This is a genomic window from Flavobacterium sp. (genome assembly GCF_035299245.1).
In the GTDB taxonomy this organism is placed as follows: Bacteria; Bacteroidota; Bacteroidia; order Flavobacteriales; family Flavobacteriaceae; genus Flavobacterium.
In genome coordinates, this window is record NZ_DATGWY010000011.1 from 39,742 (window position 1) to 59,451 (window position 19,710).

The following is a 19,710-nucleotide window of genomic DNA, read 5'->3' on the forward strand; positions in this document are numbered from 1 at the left end:
TATATATTATTTTTATTTTACGAAGTGCTAAATGTTGAAAACTCTCCGTAATTGTTGGTTTTCTTATGAATTTTTATTCTTTGATATCCATTGAGTAATGTAGTAAATCGGAATCCCAAGTAGTACAATAATCAATCCTAATCCAGTATTTGTGGTATCGTAAATCAGTAAGGTGATGCAAATTAGCGTGGTAACAATAATGTACAAAGCCGGAATTATTGGATAACCAAATGCCTTATAAGGTCGTTCTGTATTGGGTTCTTTTTTTCGAAGGATGAAAATTCCGTAGATGGTTAATATGTAAAACAGCAATGAAGCAAATGTAGCATAAGTTAATAAATCACCGTATTTTCCAGAAATACAAAGTAACGAAGCCCAAACGCATTGAAACCACAGCGCCTTTTCAGGAACATTGTGTTTATTCAATTCACCTGCTTGTTTGAAAAATAAACCGTCTTTTGACATGGCGTAAAACAATCGTCCGCCCGCCAAGATCAATCCACTGTTGCATCCAAAAGTCGAAATCATAATTAAACCCGCCATTACAAACACACCAACATTACCTAAGATAATATTTGCCGCCGCCGCACCCACTCGGTCTTCGCTGGCAAACATGATACCTTTTTCCATAACGGATGCACCTTCTGGAGAACCAGTCATTGGCAATAATGCTAAATAGGCTAGGTTGGCCAATAAATAAATTACAGTAACAATGGTAGTTCCTAAAAATAAACTTCTAGGAATGTTTCGTTTTGGATCTTTAATTTCAGCTGCAATAAAAGTTACATTGTTCCATGCATCACTCGAAAATAATGAGTTAATAATTGTGGTTCCGATGGCGGCAGTTAAGGCAACTCCAGTCAATTGAATCGTGGTGGTTGTTCCATCTCCATTCAAAACGGTTTTCACTGCATCCCATGGATGAGCAAAATTCTGACTGAATACATCGGTTTGTAGCCCAACGTACAATCCCAAAACAATCAAGGCAAAAAGCGCAAATAATTTGGCAACAGTAAAAAGCAATTGTAGTTTTTTTCCGTTTTGAACGCCTTTGGTATTAATATAAGTGAGTAAAATCACACTCACAATCGCCATAACTTGTTTGTAAGTTATAGCAGTAGTATCAGTGATGTTGAATAATTTGGTTTCTAATTCAGGAATGAATACCGAAGTATAATTCGCAAAAGCTACCGCAACCGCTGCAATTACTCCGGTTTGAATTACTGAAAAAACTGTCCAGCCGTACAAAAACGAAACTAATTTTCCGTACGCTCGTTGAATGTAAACGTATTGTCCGCCGGCGTTAGGCATCATTCCTGCTAATTCACCATAACTCAAAGCTGCCGACATGGTAAGCAATCCAGTAAGCAGCCAAGTGAGTAGTAACCAGCCTGATGAACCTAAGTCGCGCGCCATCGCTGATGTTACAATAAAAATTCCAGAGCCAATCATTGAGCCTGCAACGATACTAGTCGCATTGACCAAGTTGAGTTCTTTCTTAAATCCTTTTTCGTTCGTTTCCATAGTTTGTTTTTGGTTCCGCTAAAGATAGAAAAAGAAAATTAAATTCAATTTTTCATTGCTTTTTTTGCTACATTTGAAGTATTAAAGCCAAAATTTATAGTATATGCCTAAAAAAATCCCTCCGTATTTGGTGTTTACCAAAGAACAACGCAATGGAATTTTGTTGTTGTTTATTTTGATTCTACTACTTCAAGTAGCGTATTACTTTCTTGATTTTTCATCAACTTCTAAAACTAATCCTGAAAAGGAAAGATGGCTTGCTTTGCAAAGTGAGTTGGATTCGTTGAAACAAAATCAACCCGATCCATCCTACAAAATGTATCCTTTCAATCCGAATTTCATCAATGATTTTAAAGGATACAAACTCGGAATGTCAGTCGAACAAATCGATCGATTGTTAGCCTATCGAAAACAAAATAAGTTCGTCAATTCGGCCGAAGAATTTCAAAAAATAACTGGTGTTTCCGATTCACTTTTAAAAACCATGAAACCGTTTTTTAAATTTCCAGATTGGGTGAACAAGAAACAATCCACTTCTGAATTTAAATCGGGTTGGGTAGATTATTCGAAAAATAAATCGGAGGTTAAACAAAAAGTGATTGTCATCGATATTAATTTGGCCACTAAAGAAGATTTGATGAAAGTCTACGGAATAGGTGATGCCATTTCAGACCGAATTTTAAAGCAAAGAGCACTATTAGGAAGTTTTGTGTCAATGGAACAAATGAATGATGTTTGGGGACTTTCGCCCGAAGTAATCGAAAAACTCAATCAACAGTTTGCCATCATCAGTAAACCTAATCCAAAGAAAATCAACATCAACCAAGCTTCTGTAAAAGAGTTAGGGCAATTTCCGTATTTCCGTTATCCTATTTCAAAAAATATTGTTTCCTATCGAAGTATGAATGGCGACCTAAAAATTGAGGATTTAACAAAAATAAAAGAAATGCCTAATGATAAAATAAAAATAATTGCCTTATATTTGGAATTCTGAAAAAATCAACAGAATTTTAAAATTATTTCAACTATATGAGTTCACTATATTTCACAGAAGAACATCAATTATTTAGAGCAAGTTTGCGTGACTTTTTGCAAAAAGAAGTGGTACCTCACATCGAAAAGTGGGAAAAAACAGGTACAATAGAACGGTTTATTTGGAAAAAGTTTGGCGAAATGGGGTTTTTCGGAATTCGATATCCTGAAGCATACGGCGGATTGAACTTGGACTTGTTTTACACCGTGATTTTTTTAGAAGAATTACAAAAAATAAAATCATCTGGTTTTGCTGCTGCAATGTGGGCGCATTCGTATTTGGCCATGACGCATTTGCATGCTGAAGGCGATGAACGCATCAAACAAGAGTATTTAGCGCCGAGTATTTCGGGTGATAAAATTGGAGCATTGTGCATTTCTGAACCTTTTGGCGGTAGCGATGTAGCTGGGATGCGAACGACTGCGGTGAAAAAAGGAGATAAATACATTATTAATGGTTCCAAAACATTCATAACTAATGGAGTGTATGCCGATTACTATGTGGTTGCAGCTAAGACCAACCCAGATTTGGGTAATAAAGGAATCAGTATTTTTTTAGTAGATACTTCAACCAAAGGAATATCGGCTACAAAATTGGATAAATTAGGTTGGAGAGCATCCGATACTGCCGAAATTGCTTTTGAAGATGTTGAAATTCCGATAGAAAATTTAATGGGTGAAGAAGGAAAAGGTTTTGCATACATTATGCAGCATTTTGCTTTGGAGCGATTGGTTATGGCAATCAATGCGCATGCTAGAGCTGAATATGCGATTGATTACACCTTAGAATACATGTCGCAACGCGAAGCATTCGGGACAACGATTAATAAGTTTCAAGCGTTACGACACACCATGGTAGATCATGCGACTGATGTTGAGCATTGTAAAGTATTCAATTACGCTGCTGTTGCTCGTTTGAATCAAGGCGAATATGTAGTGAAAGAAGCCACTATGGCCAAATTAAAATCGACTAAAGTAGCCGATGAAACCATTTATAGTTGTCTACAAATGTTAGGAGGTTATGGGTATATGGAAGAATATCCATTGGCGCGTTTGATGCGAGACAGTCGTTTGGGTCCGATTGGTGGTGGAACTTCCGAGATTCTAAAAGAGATTTTGTCAAAAATGATTATTGATAATCAAGATTACAAACCCGCAGTGAAACAGTAATTGTTGTCAAAAAAAGATTAATATAAAACCAAGTAATAGAAATTATTACTTGGTTTTTTGTTTTTGGAAAGATCAATGTTTCTTAAAATATCAAGCTCAAGAGAAATTTTAACATCTATCAAAATACTTTCTTCTGATTTCATTCGTTAATTGGATATAACAAATCAATAAACTATGAAAAAAATAAGCAGTATTTTACTACTAATACTTTTTTTGGTATCGTGTTCTAATGATGATAATGAATTACAGGTTAGTGATGTTATTACAGGATACAAAATAACATCTACTACTGATTATGATGATAGTAGTTTGCCTGATTATAAAATGATAACTACAGGTATTTTAGTCGACGGAAAATTGCACTCAGAATCAGTGGAAGCATTTGTAAATAATGTGAGTACTGGTCCAGCAATTACCCAGCAAAAATACTTTTACACCAGTGGTTTGTTGTCTCAAGTTAGTCTTGGTGGTAACTTCATTGATTATTTTTATTATGACAATCAAAATCAGTTGATAGGAATCAATCGAAATTATAGTGGAGGTCAAACTTTAAATTACAGATTCATTCATCAAAGTAATAACACTGTGTATTGTGAACGTTTGAATTTGCCCTATAATGATCCAAATGCAGAAGTTTCTCAACGGATGATATTGAATTTTGATCAGAACGACAATGTAATTTCCGCAGGATATGATAATGATTTAGATGGAGTGATTACTAATTTATACAATTATTCGTATACTGATAATAATTTGACTTCGGTTCAAAAGCCTGATGGTACAATAATTAATTACGATTATTCGGGCGTAATAGATACACGTAATAAATTAAGAGAGTTATCGTACGGAAAGAGAGTTCTTAGAATGATTTGTTCTGAAAATTATTGCAGTGGAAATAGCTTCAGTTTAGACTATTCCAAAAACATTAATTCAAATGCAATAATAAGCGAAGACTATGAAGTGTTGCCTAACAATTATTACAACAAAAAGACGCGAGTGGAGAGTTTGTATGACCCCAATGCACAAAATATAGAGGAAACCGAATTCTTTTTTGAATAAAATTTAGATTTATTGGTGTAATTCAAAAATTGTATTACTTTTGCACCCACTAAATGAGAGGAGGTGTCTATATTATGTTAATTATACCAATTAAAGACGGAGAAAATATCGATAGAGCATTAAAGCGCTATAAAAGAAAATTTGACAAAACAGGTACTGTTCGTCAGTTAAGAGCACGTCAAGCTTTCATTAAGCCATCTGTAACTAGAAGAGCTCAGATTCAAAAAGCAGCGTATATCCAAAACTTAAGAGACTCGTTAGAGAGTTAATCTAAGTTTTGATTAAAATAATAACCGTTACTAATTAAAGTTTTATAACTTTGTTAGTAACGGTTTTTTTATTGCGAGGAACGAAGCAATCTCATCAGTGCTGTCAATTTTATTTAAAATCAATAATGAGCAATCTTAACTCTTTTCAAGATTATCTTCAATCAGAAAAAAAGTATTCGTTGCATACAGTTAATGCTTATGTTAATGATTTGATTTTCTTTCAAGAATTTTTAAAAACAAATTTTGATACTGATTCGCTTGAGGAAGTTAATTATAGTATGATTAGAAGTTGGATAGTAGCTATGGTAGATGATGGAATTTCAAATAGTTCTGTAAATAGGAAAGTGTCTTCACTCAAATCATTTTATAAGTTTTTATTAAAAACCAAACAGATTGAATCCAGTCCTTTACTGAAACACAAGTCATTGAAAACGCCTAAGAAACTTCAAATCCCTTTTTCTGAAAAGGAACTTGATGCTGTTTTAAATTTATTAAAGTATCCTGAAGGTTTTGAAGGTGTAAGAGATAAGTTAATTATCGATTTGTTTTACTCAACAGGAATCAGAAGAACAGAATTAATCAATCTAAAAATGCAAAATGTTAATCTTTCTAGTGGTACTTTAAAGGTTTTAGGTAAAAGAAACAAAGAAAGAATTCTACCAATACTGCCAATTATTTCAAAACAGATGAATCTTTATCTTTCTGAAAGGGCTCAATTAGAAGTGATTAAAGATAATGACTATTTTTTTTTAATGTTAAAAGGAGTTAAAATGAACGATTCGTTTGTGTATCGATTAATAAATTACTACTTTAGTAATGTCTCCGAAAAGGTAAAAAAGAGTCCGCACATATTACGTCACACGTTTGCAACTCACATGCTTAACAATGGAGCCGATTTAAATTCAGTAAAAGAGTTGTTAGGACATTCTAGTTTAGCTTCAACCCAAATATACACGCACAGTAGTTTGTCTGAACTAAAAAAAGTATATGGTGATGCGCACCCTAGAAATAAATAACACTATTGTTTAACATAAAATAATTTTGAATATGAAAGTAAATGTTCATGCCGTTGGTTTTTCTGTAGACAGAAAGTTAGTTGATTTTATGCAACAAAGATTAGATAAATTAGAAAAATTTTATGATAAAATAGTTTCTTCTGACGTTTTTTTGAAAGTTGAAAAGACGAGTGAAAAAGAAAATAAAGTTGTGGAGTTAAAAATTCACGTGCCTGGAGATGATTTTATGGTAAAAAAACAGTGTAAATCATTTGAAGAAGCCGTTGAATTAGCTGCGGAATCACTAGAGAGACTCTTGGTAAAAAGAAAAGAGAAAATAAGAGCATAAATATTCAAAATTTTTTTCACAAAAATGTTTTGATAAAAAAAATAAATCCCTACATTTGCAGTCCGTTAGAAATAGCGGACTTTTTTTATTGTATAAGCCGATGTAGCTCAGCTGGCTAGAGCAGCTGATTTGTAATCAGCAGGTCGTGGGTTCGAGTCCCTCTATCGGCTCTGTAATTTTAGTTTTTTTAAACTGAAATTATCGATTGAAATATTGTTTTAAAAGTTGGGGAGATACTCAAGCGGCCAACGAGGGCGGACTGTAAATCCGCTGATTACATCTTCGCAGGTTCGAATCCTGCTCTCCCCACAAAATTTTTAAAAAAAGAATTTTCATGAAGTTTACTTCGATAAAAATTTGATTTTAAAAATTTAGTAAGGGTTCACCCTTACGGATCACAAGCTCGCTTGTAATCCTGAGCCTGTCATAGGTTGCTGGTGAAACTTTGCAGTCCTTGCCGGTGTAGCTCAGGGGTAGAGTGCTTCCTTGGTAAGGAAGAGGTCACGGGTTCAATTCCCGTCATTGGCTCAAAATTTGAAAATTTGAACACTAATAAATATAACTAAGTTTAAAATTAATTAAAATGGCAAAAGAAAATTTTAATCGTAACAAACCACACCTTAATATTGGTACAATTGGGCACGTGGATCACGGAAAAACTACATTAACTGCTGCAATCACTAAAGTATTATCTGATGCAGGTTACTGTCAAGCAAAATCATTTGATCAAATTGATAATGCTCCAGAAGAAAAAGAAAGAGGTATTACAATTAATACATCTCACGTTGAGTATGAAACTGCTAACCGTCACTACGCTCACGTAGACTGTCCAGGTCACGCGGATTACGTTAAGAACATGGTTACTGGTGCTGCTCAAATGGACGGTGCTATCTTAGTAGTTGCTGCTACAGACGGACCAATGCCACAAACTCGTGAGCACATCCTTTTAGGTCGCCAAGTAGGTATTCCTAGAATTGTTGTATTCATGAATAAAGTGGATATGGTTGATGATGCTGAATTATTAGAGTTAGTAGAAATGGAAATCAGAGACTTGTTGTCTTTCTACGAATACGATGGTGATAATGGTCCTGTTGTTCAAGGTTCTGCTTTAGGTGGATTAAACAACGATCCAAACTGGGTTCCTAAAATCATCGAATTAATGGAAGCAGTTGACAACTGGATTGAAGAGCCAGTTCGTGACAATGCAAAACCATTCTTGATGCCAGTTGAAGACGTATTTACAATTACAGGTCGTGGAACTGTTGCTACAGGTCGTATCGAAACTGGAGTTGCTAATACTGGAGATCCTGTTGAAATCATTGGTATGGGTGCAGATAAATTAACTTCTACAATCACAGGAGTTGAGATGTTCCGTAAAATCCTTGATAGAGGTGAAGCTGGAGATAACGTAGGTCTTTTATTGAGAGGTATTGACAAAGCAGATATCAAAAGAGGTATGGTTATCATTAAACCAGGATCTGTTAAGCCACACTCTAAATTCAAAGCTGAGGTTTATATCTTGAAAAAAGAAGAAGGTGGTCGTCACACTCCATTCCACAATAACTACCGTCCACAGTTCTACGTTCGTACAACTGACGTAACAGGAGTTATTTCTTTACCAGCAGGTGTAGAGATGGTAATGCCAGGTGATAACTTAACTATTGAAGTTGCTTTATTGAGCCCAATCGCTATGAACGTAGGTTTACGTTTTGCTATCCGTGAAGGTGGTAGAACAGTTGGTGCTGGTCAGGTTACTGAAATCTTAGAATAAATTCTAATTAAATAAATACAATCAGTGTCGTTTGCAATGAACGACACTGGTTTTTAATGAACGGGCGTAGTTCAAGGGTAGAATAGCGGTCTCCAAAACCGTTGATGGTGGTTCGAATCCTCCCGCCCGTGCTAATAAAATATAAAATGTCAAAAATTTTAAATTATTTTTCGGAAGCATTTGAAGAATTAAAAACAAATGTTACTTGGCCAGAATGGGCTGAGGTTCAAAAATACACCATTATTGTAGCTTTATTTTCGGTAATATTTGCTCTGCTTACTTGGGGTGTTGATGAATTTTTCACTAAAGCAATTGCAGGTTTTTTTAATTTACTTAAAGGTTAATCACATTACAAAATGGCTGATAATAATTTAAAAAAGTGGTACGTTGTAAGAGCTGTAAGCGGTCAAGAAAATAAGGTTAAATCTTATATCGAGACTGAGATACATAGATTGGGTATGGGTGATTACATATCTCAGGTTCTTGTTCCTACTGAAAAAGTAGTTCAAGTACGTGATGGAAAAAAAATATCGAAAGATAAAGTATATTTTCCGGGTTATGTAATGATTGAAGCTAATCTAGTTGGTGAGATACCACATATTATCAAGTCAATTACAGGCGTGATTGGTTTTTTAGGTGAAGTAAAAGGAGGAGATCCTGTACCGTTGCGACTTTCTGAAGTGAACAGAATGTTAGGTAAAGTGGATGAGCTTTCGGTAAATACAGACAATCAATCAATTCCTTTCACTATCGGTGAAGTAATTAAAGTGGTTGATGGTCCTTTTAATGGATTCAATGGGTCTATTGAAAAAATTAATGAAGAAAAGCGTAAACTTGAAGTTATGGTGAAAATTTTCGGAAGAAAAACACCTCTTGAATTGAGTTTTATGCAAGTTGAAAAAGTATAATTTTTGTTACATATTAATAATCACATCAATCGCTTCCAATTGATAGATGTGCTAAATTTTTAAGAAATGGCTAAAGAAGTTAGTAAAGTAGTTAAACTACAAGTAAAGGGAGGTGCTGCGAACCCGTCGCCACCGGTTGGACCTGCTTTGGGAGCTGCTGGGGTTAACATCATGGAGTTCTGTAAGCAATTCAATGCTAGAACTCAAGATCAACCTGGCAAAGTATTACCGGTACAAATTACCGTGTATAAAGACAAATCGTTCGATTTTGTTGTAAAAACTCCACCTGCTGCAATTCAATTATTGGATGCTGCTAAATTAAAATCTGGTTCAGGTGAGCCAAACAGAAAAAAAGTTGCTAATGTAACTTGGGATCAAATTAAAGCTATCGCCGAAGACAAGATGACTGATTTAAATGCTTTTACGATTGAATCTGCTATGAGCATGATTGCTGGAACAGCTAGATCTATGGGTATAACTGTAACTGGAGATTCTCCTCTAAAATAAGGTAAGAAATGGCAAAATTGACAAAAAAACAAAAAGAGGCTGCTTCAAAAATTGAGAAAAACAAATTGTATTCATTAAAAGATGCTTCATCTTTATTGAAAACAGTTGCTTCTGCAAAATTTGATGAGTCAGTAGATATTGCTGTTCGTTTAGGAGTTGATCCAAGAAAAGCAAATCAAATGGTAAGAGGTGTTGTAACTCTTCCTCACGGAACTGGTAAAGATACTAAAGTATTGGCTTTAGTTACTCCAGATAAAGAAGCTGAAGCAAAAGCTGCTGGAGCTGATTACGTAGGTTTAGACGATTACCTTCAAAAAATTAAAGACGGTTGGACGGATGTTGATGTAATCATCACTATGCCAGCTATCATGGGTAAATTAGGTCCATTAGGACGTGTATTAGGTCCTAGAGGTTTAATGCCAAACCCAAAAACAGGAACAGTTACTATGGAAATTGGTAAAGCTGTTGCTGAGGTAAAAGCGGGTAAAATCGACTTTAAAGTGGATAAAACAGGTATTGTTCACGCGGGTATCGGAAGAATTTCCTTCGAAGCAGACAAAATCGTTGACAACGCTCACGAAATTATTCAAACATTAATCAAAATGAAACCAACTGCAGCAAAAGGTACTTACATCAAGTCAATCCACTTGTCAAGTACTATGAGTCCTGCTATCGCTTTAGATCCTAAAGCTGTATAATTGGTAGTTAAACATATTTTATTATGACTAGAGAAGAAAAATCAATCGCGATAGAAGATTTAACTGCAAAGTTGGCTGAATCAAATGTAGTATACATTGCAGATACTTCAGGTTTAGATGCTGAAACTACATCAAACCTCAGAAGAGCTTGTTTTAAAGCTGGAATCAAATTAGAAGTAGTAAAAAACACATTGCTTGAAAAAGCAATGGAAGCTTCTACTAATGATTATGGTGACCTTCCTTCAATCTTAAAAGGAAATTCATCTATCTTCATTTCTGAAGTAGCTAACGGACCAGCTAAAATTATTAAAGACTTTAGAAAGAAAAGTGATAAGCCTTTATTGAAAGGTGCTTTCATCAATAACGAAATTTATATTGGTGATAACCTTTTGGATAGCTTAGTTGCAATCAAATCTAGAGAAGAAGTTATTGGAGAAATCATCGGATTACTTCAATCTCCAGCGAAACGCATTATTTCTGCACTTTTAAACAATGCAGAATCTAAAGGTGAAGCAGCTGCTGAGTAATTAACGCACTTAATAACAAAAATAAATTAAAAGAACATTTTAAACGATAGAAAAAATGGCAGATTTAAAACAATTCGCAGAACAATTAGTTAACTTAACTGTAAAAGAAGTTAATGATTTAGCAACAATATTAAAAGATGAGTATGGTATCGAGCCTGCTGCTGCTGCAGTAGTAGTAGCTGCTGGTGGTGCTGGTGGTGGAGAAGCTGCTGAAGAGCAAACAGAATTCACAGTAGTATTAAAAGATGCTGGAGCTTCTAAATTAGCTGTAGTTAAAGCGGTTAAAGAATTAACTGGTTTAGGGTTAAAAGAAGCAAAAGATATGGTAGACGGTGCTCCTGCTAACATCAAAGAAGGTGTTTCTAAAGCAGAAGCTGAAGGTCTTAAAAAATCTTTAGAAGAAGCTGGAGCTGTAGTAGAGTTAAAATAACAAAACTTCAGTTTTAGAACTAGGTTTAGGTCTTGAGTAAAACGCTCAATGACCTAAACCATTTTTCGTATAATAAAATTATCTAATAATTTTAAATACAAAAAAAATTTTAATCAATACGAAGAAAGAAAATGTACTGGTACTTTGTTCATTTTTAAAGATGTATTGATTAATTAAAAGAAAGTATACAATAAACAGTGTTTTTACACAAAAATTACTTTTTTTAAATCAAAATTTTGTCCATTGATGATAACAAATCAGACTGAAAGATTGAATTTTGCCTCAACAAAAAATATACCTAGTTACCCAGACTTTCTGGATGTTCAGGTAAAATCTTTTAAAGATTTCTTTCAATTAGAAACGAAATCTGACGAAAGAGGCAACGAAGGTTTATACAACACCTTCATGGAAAACTTTCCAATAACCGATACAAGAAATCAATTCGTTTTAGAATTTTTAGACTATTTTGTTGATCCACCAAGATATACTATTCAAGAGTGTATTGAAAGAGGGTTAACTTATAGTGTACCTCTCAAAGCGCGTTTAAAATTATATTGTACTGATCCTGAGCACGAAGATTTTGAAACTATTGTTCAAGATGTTTACTTAGGAACTATTCCCTACATGACTCCAAGTGGTACCTTTGTTATCAATGGTGCTGAAAGGGTTGTTGTTTCTCAGTTGCACAGATCTCCTGGTGTATTCTTTGGTCAGTCGTTCCATGCTAATGGTACAAAGTTGTATTCGGCTAGAGTAATTCCTTTCAAAGGTTCTTGGATCGAATTTGCAACTGATATCAATAATGTGATGTACGCATACATTGATAGAAAGAAAAAATTACCAGTTACTACTCTTTTCAGAGCCATTGGTTTTGAAAGAGATAAAGATATTCTTGAAATCTTTGACCTTGCAGAAGAAATCAAAGTTTCAAAAACAGGTCTTAAAAAATACATCGGTAGAAAATTAGCGGCGCGTGTCTTGAATACTTGGCACGAAGATTTCGTTGATGAAGATACTGGTGAAGTAGTTTCTATCGAACGTAACGAAATTATCTTAGATCGTGATACGATTTTAGATAAAGACAACGTAGAAGAAATTATCGATGCTGACGTAAAAGTAATCTTATTACATAAAGAGGATAACAACCAAGCCGATTACGCTATTATCCACAATACGTTACAAAAAGACCCAACAAACTCTGAAAAAGAAGCCGTTGAGCACATTTACCGTCAGTTGCGTAATGCAGAACCGCCTGATGAGGAAACCGCTCGTGGTATTATAGATAAATTGTTCTTCTCGGATCAACGTTACAACTTAGGTGAAGTAGGTCGTTACAGAATGAACAAAAAGTTAAACCTTGATATTCCTATGGAAAAACAAGTTTTAACGAAAGAAGACATCATAACTATCGTAAAATATTTGATCGAATTAATTAACTCAAAAGCTGAGATTGATGATATTGATCACTTGTCAAACCGTCGTGTACGTACAGTTGGTGAGCAATTATCAGCTCAATTCGGAGTTGGTTTGGCTCGTATGGCTAGAACCATCCGCGAAAGAATGAACGTTAGAGATAACGAGGTGTTTACACCAATCGATTTGATTAATGCTAAAACATTATCATCGGTAATTAACTCTTTCTTCGGAACCAACCAGTTATCTCAGTTCATGGATCAAACGAATCCATTAGCAGAGATTACGCACAAACGTCGTTTATCAGCACTTGGACCTGGAGGTTTATCTAGAGAAAGAGCAGGTTTCGAGGTGCGTGACGTTCACTATACGCACTACGGTCGTTTATGTCCGATTGAAACTCCTGAAGGACCAAACATCGGTCTTATTTCGTCACTTGGTGTTTATGCTAAAGTAAACGGAATGGGATTCATCGAAACTCCGTATCGTAAAGTGACTAACGGTCAAGTTGACTTAGTTTCTGAGCCAATTTACCTTAGTGCTGAAGAAGAAGAAGGAAAGATGATTGCTCAAGCGAACATCGAAATGGACGATAAAGGAAACATCACTGCAGATAAAGTTATTGCTCGTGAAGAAGGTGATTTCCCAGTGGTTGAACCAAATGTAGTTCATTATACTGACGTTGCGCCCAACCAAATCGCTTCGATTTCGGCTTCGTTGATTCCGTTCTTAGAGCATGATGATGCGAACCGTGCGTTGATGGGATCAAACATGATGCGTCAGGCAGTTCCGTTGTTACGTCCACAAGCTCCAATTGTAGGAACTGGATTGGAACAACAAGTAGCGTCTGACTCCAGAGTATTGATTAATGCAGAAGGAAACGGTACAGTTGAATACGTTGATGCGGACAAAATTACTATCAAATACGATCGTACTGAAGAAGAAAGAATGGTGAGCTTTGATGCCGATGAAAAAACGTATCAGTTAATCAAATTCAGAAAAACCAACCAAAGTACTTCAATCAACTTGAAACCTATCGTTAGAAAAGGTGATAGAGTAAAATTAGGTCAAGTTCTTTGTGAAGGATATGCAACTCAAAACGGAGAATTAGCATTAGGAAGAAACCTTAAAGTAGCGTTCATGCCATGGAAAGGGTACAACTTCGAGGATGCAATTGTAATCTCTGAGAAGGTAGTTCGTGATGATATCTTTACCTCAATCCACATCGATGATTATTCATTGGAAGTGAGAGATACTAAATTAGGTAACGAAGAATTAACGAATGATATTCCAAACGTTTCTGAAGAAGCTACTAAAGATTTAGATGAAAACGGAATGATTAGAATTGGTGCCGAAGTAAAACCAGGCGATATTCTAATCGGAAAAATTACACCAAAAGGAGAGTCAGATCCAACTCCAGAAGAAAAACTGTTAAGAGCCATCTTCGGAGACAAAGCGGGTGATGTAAAAGATGCGTCACTAAAAGCTTCTCCATCATTACACGGTGTAGTTTTAGATAAAAAATTATTTGCTAGAGCTGTAAAAGACAAACGTAAGCGTACCAAAGACAAAGACGATTTGGCAGAACTAGAAATGGAATTTGAAACGAAATTTGTTGAATTAAAAGACAAATTAGTTGAAAAATTATTCAACATAGTGAATGGTAAAACTTCGCAAGGTGTATTGAACGATTTAGGAGAAGAAATTCTTCCAAAAGGTAAAAAATATACTCAAAAAATGCTTTATGCAGTCGAAGATTTTGCACATTTAACCAAAGGACAATGGGTTGCTGACGATGAAACTAACCGTTTGGTAAACGACTTAATTCACAACTATAAAATCAAATTAAACGATTTACAAGGTGCATTAAGAAGAGAGAAATTTACCATTACTGTTGGAGACGAATTACCAGCTGGAATTTTAAAACTAGCTAAAGTTTACATCGCTAAGAAACGTAAATTGAAAGTGGGTGATAAAATGGCAGGACGTCACGGAAACAAAGGTATTGTAGCGCGTATCGTTCGTCAAGAAGATATGCCGTTCTTAGAAGATGGAACACCAGTTGATATTGTGTTGAACCCACTTGGAGTACCATCACGTATGAACATCGGTCAGATTTATGAAACGGTTCTAGGATGGGCAGGTCAAAAATTAGGTAGAAAATTTGCAACACCAATCTTTGATGGAGCTACTTTAGACCAAATTAATGAATTGACTGACGAAGCTGGAATTCCAAGATTCGGTCACACGTATCTTTATGATGGTGGAACTGGAGAGCGTTTCCACCAAGCAGCAACTGTGGGTGTAATTTACATGCTTAAATTAGGTCACATGGTAGATGATAAAATGCACGCACGTTCTATCGGACCGTACTCATTGATTACGCAACAACCACTTGGAGGTAAGGCTCAATTTGGAGGTCAACGTTTTGGAGAGATGGAGGTTTGGGCTCTTGAAGCTTATGGTGCTTCGAGTACTTTAAGAGAAATCTTAACAGTAAAATCAGATGACGTTATTGGTAGAGCTAAAACCTACGAAGCTATCGTAAAAGGTGAAACTATGCCAGAACCAGGATTACCTGAGTCATTCAATGTATTAATGCATGAATTAAAAGGTCTTGGCTTAGACATCCGATTGGAAGAATAGTTTATGGTTGATGGTTTATAGTTCATTGTTGAAAAACCATAAACTATAAACCAAAAACTTAAAAACACTAAAAAAGAATTTCAATAAATCAATAGTAGAAACTATGATGAATAATAGAAATAATAAAGAAAAAAACACCATAAAAAGATTCGATAAAATTACCATCGGATTAGCATCTCCTGAGTCCATCTTAGCAGAATCAAAAGGTGAGGTTTTAAAACCTGAAACAATCAACTATAGAACCCACAAACCAGAACGTGATGGTCTTTTCTGTGAGCGTATTTTCGGTCCAGTTAAAGATTACGAATGTGCTTGTGGTAAATATAAAAGAATTCGCTACAAAGGAATCGTTTGTGATCGTTGTGGTGTAGAAGTTACCGAGAAAAAAGTACGTCGTGATAGAGTAGGTCACATCAATCTTGTTGTGCCAATTGCTCACATCTGGTACTTCCGTTCACTTCCAAACAAAATTGGATACATTCTTGGCCTACCATCTAAGAAATTAGATATGATTATTTACTACGAAAGATACGTAGTAATTCAAGCAGGTATTGCTAAAAATGTGGATGGTGACGAACTGAATCGTTTGGACTTTTTAACAGAAGAAGAGTATTTGAATATTTTAGATACACTTCCGATGGAAAACCAATATTTAGATGATAATGATCCAAACAAATTCATCGCCAAAATGGGTGCTGAATGTATCATGGACTTATTAGCTAGAACTGATTTAGATGAATTATCATACAGCTTGCGTCACGCAGCTAATAATGAAACTTCTAAACAAAGAAAAACAGAAGCGTTAAAAAGACTTCAAGTGGTTGAGTCATTCCGTGAGTCGAACTTAAACAGAGAAAACCGTCCAGAATGGATGATTTTAAAAGTAATTCCAGTTATTCCACCAGAATTACGTCCGTTAGTTCCACTTGATGGAGGTCGTTTTGCCACTTCCGATTTGAACGATTTGTACCGAAGAGTAATCATACGTAACAACCGTTTGAAACGATTAATGGAAATTAAAGCTCCAGAAGTAATCTTACGTAATGAAAAACGTATGTTGCAAGAATCAGTAGATTCATTGTTCGATAATACACGTAAAGCTTCTGCTGTTAAAACTGAATCTAATCGTCCGTTAAAATCACTTTCTGATTCGTTAAAAGGAAAACAAGGTCGTTTCCGTCAAAACTTATTAGGAAAACGTGTGGATTATTCTGCTCGTTCGGTAATTGTTGTAGGTCCAGAATTGAAATTATTCGAATGTGGACTTCCAAAAGACATGGCGGCTGAATTATACAAACCATTCGTTATTCGTAAATTAATCGAAAGAGGAATCGTTAAAACGGTTAAATCGGCTAAGAAAATAATCGATAAAAAAGAACCAGTTGTTTGGGATATTCTTGAAAATGTAATCAAAGGTCACCCAGTATTACTGAATCGTGCTCCTACATTACACCGTTTAGGTATTCAAGCGTTCCAGCCTAAATTGATTGAAGGAAAAGCAATTCAATTACACCCATTAGTGTGTACGGCGTTCAACGCGGATTTCGATGGTGACCAGATGGCGGTTCACTTGCCACTTGGACCTGAAGCTATTTTAGAAGCACAATTGTTAATGTTGGCTTCTCACAATATCTTGAATCCAGCAAATGGTGCTCCAATTACAGTTCCTTCTCAAGACATGGTATTGGGTCTGTATTATATGACCAAAGAACGATTGACTACACCAGAAATGAAAATTTTAGGTGAAGGTTTAACTTTCTATTCAGCTGAAGAATGTAATATCGCTTTGAATGAAGGAAGAGTAGAATTGAACGCTCGTGTGAAAATTAGAGCTAAAGATTTCAATGAAAACGGTGAATTAGTTTACAAAATCATTCAAACAACTGCAGGTAGAGTATTATTTAATGAAGTAGTACCACAAGCAGCAGGTTACATCAATGAAGTATTGACTAAAAAATCGCTTCGTGATATTATTGGAAAAATCCTTGCAGTTACTGATGTTCCTACAACTGCAGCTTTCCTCGATAGTATGAAAGATATGGGATACAAATTCGCTTTCAAAGGTGGATTGTCGTTCTCATTAGGTGATATTAGAATTCCAGAGCAAAAAAATAAATTGATTGCAGACGCAAGAGAGCAAGTAGATGTAATTTCTACCAACTATAACATGGGTCTTATTACCAATAACGAACGTTACAACCAAGTTATTGATATCTGGACTTCTGCAAATGCTCAATTGACAGAATTAGCAATGAAAAACATTAGAGAAGACCAACAAGGTTTCAACTCAGTGTATATGATGCTTGATTCTGGAGCGCGTGGATCTAAAGAGCAAATTCGTCAGTTAACTGGTATGCGTGGTTTGATGGCTAAGCCTAAAAAATCAACTGCTGGTGGTGGTGAAATTATTGAAAACCCGATTCTTTCTAACTTTAAAGAAGGTCTTTCGATCTTAGAATACTTCATCTCAACTCACGGTGCTCGTAAAGGTCTTGCCGATACGGCTCTTAAAACAGCGGATGCTGGATATTTAACGAGAAGATTACACGATGTTTCTCAAGATGTTATTGTAAACTCGGTTGATTGTGGTACACTAAGAGGTATTGAAGTTTCGGCTTTAAAGAAAAACGAAGAAATCGTTGAAACATTAGGGGAAAGAATTTTAGGACGTGTAGCATTACAAGATGTTATTAATCCACTAAATTCTGAAGTATTAGTTCACGCAGGTGAGCAAATTACAGAATCTATTGTTAAAAACATCGAAGATTCGCCTGTAGAAAAAGTAGAAGTGCGTTCACCGCTTACTTGTGAAGCTAAGAAAGGTATTTGTGCAAAATGCTACGGAAGAAACCTAGCAACAGGTAAAATGACTCAAAAAGGTGAAGCTGTCGGTGTAATCGCTGCACAGTCAATCGGTGAGCCAGGTACACAGTTGACACTTCGTACATTCCACGTTGGTGGAGTTGCGGGTGGAGTTTCTGAAGAATCTAGTATTGTAGCTCGTTTCGGTGGTAAACTTGAAATCGAAGATTTAAAAACAGTAGTTGGAGAAGACAGCGATGGAAATAAAGTGGATATCGTGGTTTCTCGTTCAACGGAATTGAAATTAATCGATGTTAAAACCGGAATTCTATTAAGTACTCACAACATTCCTTACGGTTCTGCTATTAGTGTAAAAGATGGAGATGTAGTTGAAAAAGGAGCAGTTATCTGTAAATGGGATCCGTATAATGGAGTAATTATTTCTGAATTTACTGGGAAAATTGAATACGAGGATTTAGAACAAGGTCAATCGTACCAAGTTGAAATCGACGAACAAACAGGTTTCCAAGAAAAAGTAATTTCAGAGGGTAGAAATAAAAAATTAATTCCAACTTTATTGATTTATGGTAAAGACGGAGAGTTAATCCGTTCGTACAACTTACCAGTTGGTGCTCACCTTATGGTAGAAGATGGTGAAAAAATTAAGGCGGGTAAAGTCTTAGTTAAAATTCCTCGTCGTTCTTCTAAAGCGGGGGATATTACAGGAGGTTTACCAAGAATTACTGAGTTGTTAGAAGCTCGTAATCCTTCAAACCCTGCGGTTGTATCTGAAATTGATGGTGTAGTTTCTTTCGGAAAAATCAAAAGAGGTAACCGTGAAATCGTAATCGAATCTAAATTTGGTGAGGTTAAGAAATACCTTGTAAAATTATCAAGTCAAATCTTAGTTCAAGAGAATGACTTCGTTAAAGCAGGTGTTCCTTTGTCTGACGGAGCAATTACTCCAGAAGACATCTTAAGAATTCAAGGTCCTTCGGCTGTTCAACAGTATTTGGTTAATGAAATTCAAGAAGTATACCGTTTACAAGGGGTGAAAATCAATGACAAACACTTTGAAGTAGTTATTCGTCAAATGATGCGTAAAGTTCAAGTGCAAGATCCGGGAGATACATTATTCTTAGAAGAGCAATTGATTCATACGAGCGATTTTATCCTAGAAAACGATAAATTATACGGAATGAAAGTGGTAGAAGACGCTGGTGATTCAGAAAATCTTAAACCAGGCCAAATCATTTCTCCTCGTGAATTAAGAGATGAAAATTCGTTGTTAAAACGTAATGATAAAAATTTAGTAGTAGCTCGTGATGTTATTACAGCTACAGCAACTCCAGTGCTACAAGGTATCACAAGAGCCTCGCTACAAACTAAATCATTCATCTCGGCAGCATCGTTCCAAGAAACTACTAAAGTGTTAAACGAAGCAGCAGTTGCTGGTAAAGTTGATACATTAGAAGGATTAAAAGAAAATGTAATTGTTGGACATAGAATTCCAGCAGGTACAGGTATGCGTGATTACGATAACATTATCGTTGGTTCAAAAGACGATTACAACGAAATGATGGCAAGTAAAGAAGAATACATCTATTAAT

Annotated in this window: 16 protein-coding genes and 4 tRNA genes; 19 read left to right on the top strand and 1 reads right to left on the bottom strand. The window is 35.5% G+C overall.

Annotated features, from left to right (window positions below):
* Nucleotides 1-63: 63 nt before the first annotated feature.
* On the bottom strand, nucleotides 64-1,524 hold the full coding sequence (locus tag VK161_RS08385; protein WP_324214325.1) for an APC family permease: 1,461 nt from the start codon (nucleotides 1,522-1,524) through the stop codon (nucleotides 64-66).
* Nucleotides 1,525-1,627: 103 nt separating this feature from the next.
* Between VK161_RS08385 and VK161_RS08390 the strand changes: the two genes are divergently transcribed.
* The 19 genes from VK161_RS08390 to rpoC all read left to right on the top strand — a co-directional run bounded on the left by VK161_RS08390 (nucleotide 1,628) and on the right by rpoC (nucleotide 19,709).
* A complete protein-coding gene (locus VK161_RS08390; protein WP_324214326.1) occupies nucleotides 1,628-2,518 on the top strand; it encodes a helix-hairpin-helix domain-containing protein in 891 nt (296 codons plus the stop codon).
* 35 nt (nucleotides 2,519-2,553) lie between these two features.
* Entirely contained in the window at nucleotides 2,554-3,726 is a 1,173-nt protein-coding gene (locus VK161_RS08395) for an acyl-CoA dehydrogenase family protein (RefSeq protein ID WP_324214327.1), read from the top strand.
* A gap of 174 nt (nucleotides 3,727-3,900) precedes the next feature.
* Complete coding sequence (locus VK161_RS08400; RefSeq protein WP_324214328.1) at nucleotides 3,901-4,785, top strand: hypothetical protein; 885 nt, start codon at nucleotides 3,901-3,903, stop codon at nucleotides 4,783-4,785.
* A 74-nt stretch (nucleotides 4,786-4,859) separates the two neighbouring features.
* Complete coding sequence (gene rpsU, locus VK161_RS08405; RefSeq protein WP_324214348.1) at nucleotides 4,860-5,054, top strand: 30S ribosomal protein S21; 195 nt, start codon at nucleotides 4,860-4,862, stop codon at nucleotides 5,052-5,054.
* Nucleotides 5,055-5,179: 125 nt separating this feature from the next.
* Entirely contained in the window at nucleotides 5,180-6,070 is an 891-nt protein-coding gene (locus VK161_RS08410) for a tyrosine-type recombinase/integrase (protein WP_414655417.1), read from the top strand.
* 31 nt (nucleotides 6,071-6,101) lie between these two features.
* Entirely contained in the window at nucleotides 6,102-6,398 is a 297-nt protein-coding gene (gene hpf / locus VK161_RS08415; protein ID WP_324214329.1) for a ribosome hibernation-promoting factor, HPF/YfiA family, read from the top strand.
* A gap of 96 nt (nucleotides 6,399-6,494) precedes the next feature.
* Nucleotides 6,495-6,568: transfer RNA gene (locus VK161_RS08420), tRNA-Thr, on the top strand.
* 57 nt (nucleotides 6,569-6,625) lie between these two features.
* Nucleotides 6,626-6,707, top strand: a tRNA-Tyr gene (locus VK161_RS08425).
* Nucleotides 6,708-6,854: 147 nt separating this feature from the next.
* Nucleotides 6,855-6,926 (top strand) — tRNA-Thr (locus VK161_RS08430).
* A gap of 55 nt (nucleotides 6,927-6,981) precedes the next feature.
* Complete coding sequence (gene tuf / locus VK161_RS08435; RefSeq protein WP_324214330.1) at nucleotides 6,982-8,169, top strand: elongation factor Tu; 1,188 nt, start codon at nucleotides 6,982-6,984, stop codon at nucleotides 8,167-8,169.
* 60 nt (nucleotides 8,170-8,229) lie between these two features.
* Nucleotides 8,230-8,300 (top strand) — tRNA-Trp (locus VK161_RS08440).
* Between the two features lie 15 nt (nucleotides 8,301-8,315).
* The gene (gene secE / locus VK161_RS08445) at nucleotides 8,316-8,513 is read left to right on the top strand and encodes a preprotein translocase subunit SecE (RefSeq protein ID WP_324214331.1); all 198 of its coding nucleotides are present in this window, start codon (nucleotides 8,316-8,318) and stop codon (nucleotides 8,511-8,513) included.
* Nucleotides 8,514-8,525: 12 nt separating this feature from the next.
* A complete protein-coding gene (nusG, locus tag VK161_RS08450) occupies nucleotides 8,526-9,077 on the top strand; it encodes a transcription termination/antitermination protein NusG (protein ID WP_324214332.1) in 552 nt (183 codons plus the stop codon).
* A gap of 66 nt (nucleotides 9,078-9,143) precedes the next feature.
* A complete protein-coding gene (gene rplK, locus VK161_RS08455; RefSeq protein ID WP_324214333.1) occupies nucleotides 9,144-9,584 on the top strand; it encodes a 50S ribosomal protein L11 in 441 nt (146 codons plus the stop codon).
* Between the two features lie 8 nt (nucleotides 9,585-9,592).
* A complete protein-coding gene (gene rplA, locus VK161_RS08460) occupies nucleotides 9,593-10,282 on the top strand; it encodes a 50S ribosomal protein L1 (RefSeq protein ID WP_324214334.1) in 690 nt (229 codons plus the stop codon).
* A gap of 23 nt (nucleotides 10,283-10,305) precedes the next feature.
* The gene (rplJ, locus tag VK161_RS08465) at nucleotides 10,306-10,809 is read left to right on the top strand and encodes a 50S ribosomal protein L10 (protein ID WP_324214335.1); all 504 of its coding nucleotides are present in this window, start codon (nucleotides 10,306-10,308) and stop codon (nucleotides 10,807-10,809) included.
* A gap of 55 nt (nucleotides 10,810-10,864) precedes the next feature.
* Nucleotides 10,865-11,239 (top strand): 50S ribosomal protein L7/L12, encoded by a 375-nt coding sequence (rplL, locus tag VK161_RS08470; RefSeq protein WP_324214336.1) that lies wholly within the window; start codon nucleotides 10,865-10,867, stop codon nucleotides 11,237-11,239.
* A 246-nt stretch (nucleotides 11,240-11,485) separates the two neighbouring features.
* Nucleotides 11,486-15,298: a DNA-directed RNA polymerase subunit beta gene (rpoB, locus tag VK161_RS08475; protein WP_324214337.1), complete on the top strand. Its 3,813-nt coding sequence runs from the start codon at nucleotides 11,486-11,488 to the stop codon at nucleotides 15,296-15,298.
* 103 nt (nucleotides 15,299-15,401) lie between these two features.
* A complete protein-coding gene (gene rpoC, locus VK161_RS08480; protein ID WP_324214338.1) occupies nucleotides 15,402-19,709 on the top strand; it encodes a DNA-directed RNA polymerase subunit beta' in 4,308 nt (1,435 codons plus the stop codon).
* Nucleotide 19,710: the final 1 nt, after the last annotated feature.

Excerpts from the sequence above, each read along its gene's own strand:
- rplJ (WP_324214335.1), top strand. The coding sequence starts at position 10,306 with ATGACTAGAGAAGAAAAATCAATCGCGATAGAAGATTTAACTGCAAAG.
- hpf (WP_324214329.1), top strand. The coding sequence starts at position 6,102 with ATGAAAGTAAATGTTCATGCCGTTGGTTTTTCTGTAGACAGAAAGTTA.
- rplA (WP_324214334.1), top strand. The coding sequence starts at position 9,593 with ATGGCAAAATTGACAAAAAAACAAAAAGAGGCTGCTTCAAAAATTGAG.
- VK161_RS08400 (WP_324214328.1), top strand. The coding sequence starts at position 3,901 with ATGAAAAAAATAAGCAGTATTTTACTACTAATACTTTTTTTGGTATCG.
- secE (WP_324214331.1), top strand. The coding sequence starts at position 8,316 with ATGTCAAAAATTTTAAATTATTTTTCGGAAGCATTTGAAGAATTAAAA.
- tuf (WP_324214330.1), top strand. The coding sequence starts at position 6,982 with ATGGCAAAAGAAAATTTTAATCGTAACAAACCACACCTTAATATTGGT.
- VK161_RS08395 (WP_324214327.1), top strand. The coding sequence starts at position 2,554 with ATGAGTTCACTATATTTCACAGAAGAACATCAATTATTTAGAGCAAGT.
- rpoC (WP_324214338.1), top strand. The coding sequence starts at position 15,402 with ATGATGAATAATAGAAATAATAAAGAAAAAAACACCATAAAAAGATTC.
- VK161_RS08390 (WP_324214326.1), top strand. The coding sequence starts at position 1,628 with ATGCCTAAAAAAATCCCTCCGTATTTGGTGTTTACCAAAGAACAACGC.
- nusG (WP_324214332.1), top strand. The coding sequence starts at position 8,526 with ATGGCTGATAATAATTTAAAAAAGTGGTACGTTGTAAGAGCTGTAAGC.
- rplL (WP_324214336.1), top strand. The coding sequence starts at position 10,865 with ATGGCAGATTTAAAACAATTCGCAGAACAATTAGTTAACTTAACTGTA.
- VK161_RS08410 (WP_414655417.1), top strand. The coding sequence starts at position 5,180 with ATGAGCAATCTTAACTCTTTTCAAGATTATCTTCAATCAGAAAAAAAG.
- rplK (WP_324214333.1), top strand. The coding sequence starts at position 9,144 with ATGGCTAAAGAAGTTAGTAAAGTAGTTAAACTACAAGTAAAGGGAGGT.
- rpoB (WP_324214337.1), top strand. The coding sequence starts at position 11,486 with ATGATAACAAATCAGACTGAAAGATTGAATTTTGCCTCAACAAAAAAT.
- VK161_RS08385 (WP_324214325.1), bottom strand. The coding sequence starts at position 1,524 with ATGGAAACGAACGAAAAAGGATTTAAGAAAGAACTCAACTTGGTCAAT.
- rpsU (WP_324214348.1), top strand. The coding sequence starts at position 4,860 with ATGTTAATTATACCAATTAAAGACGGAGAAAATATCGATAGAGCATTA.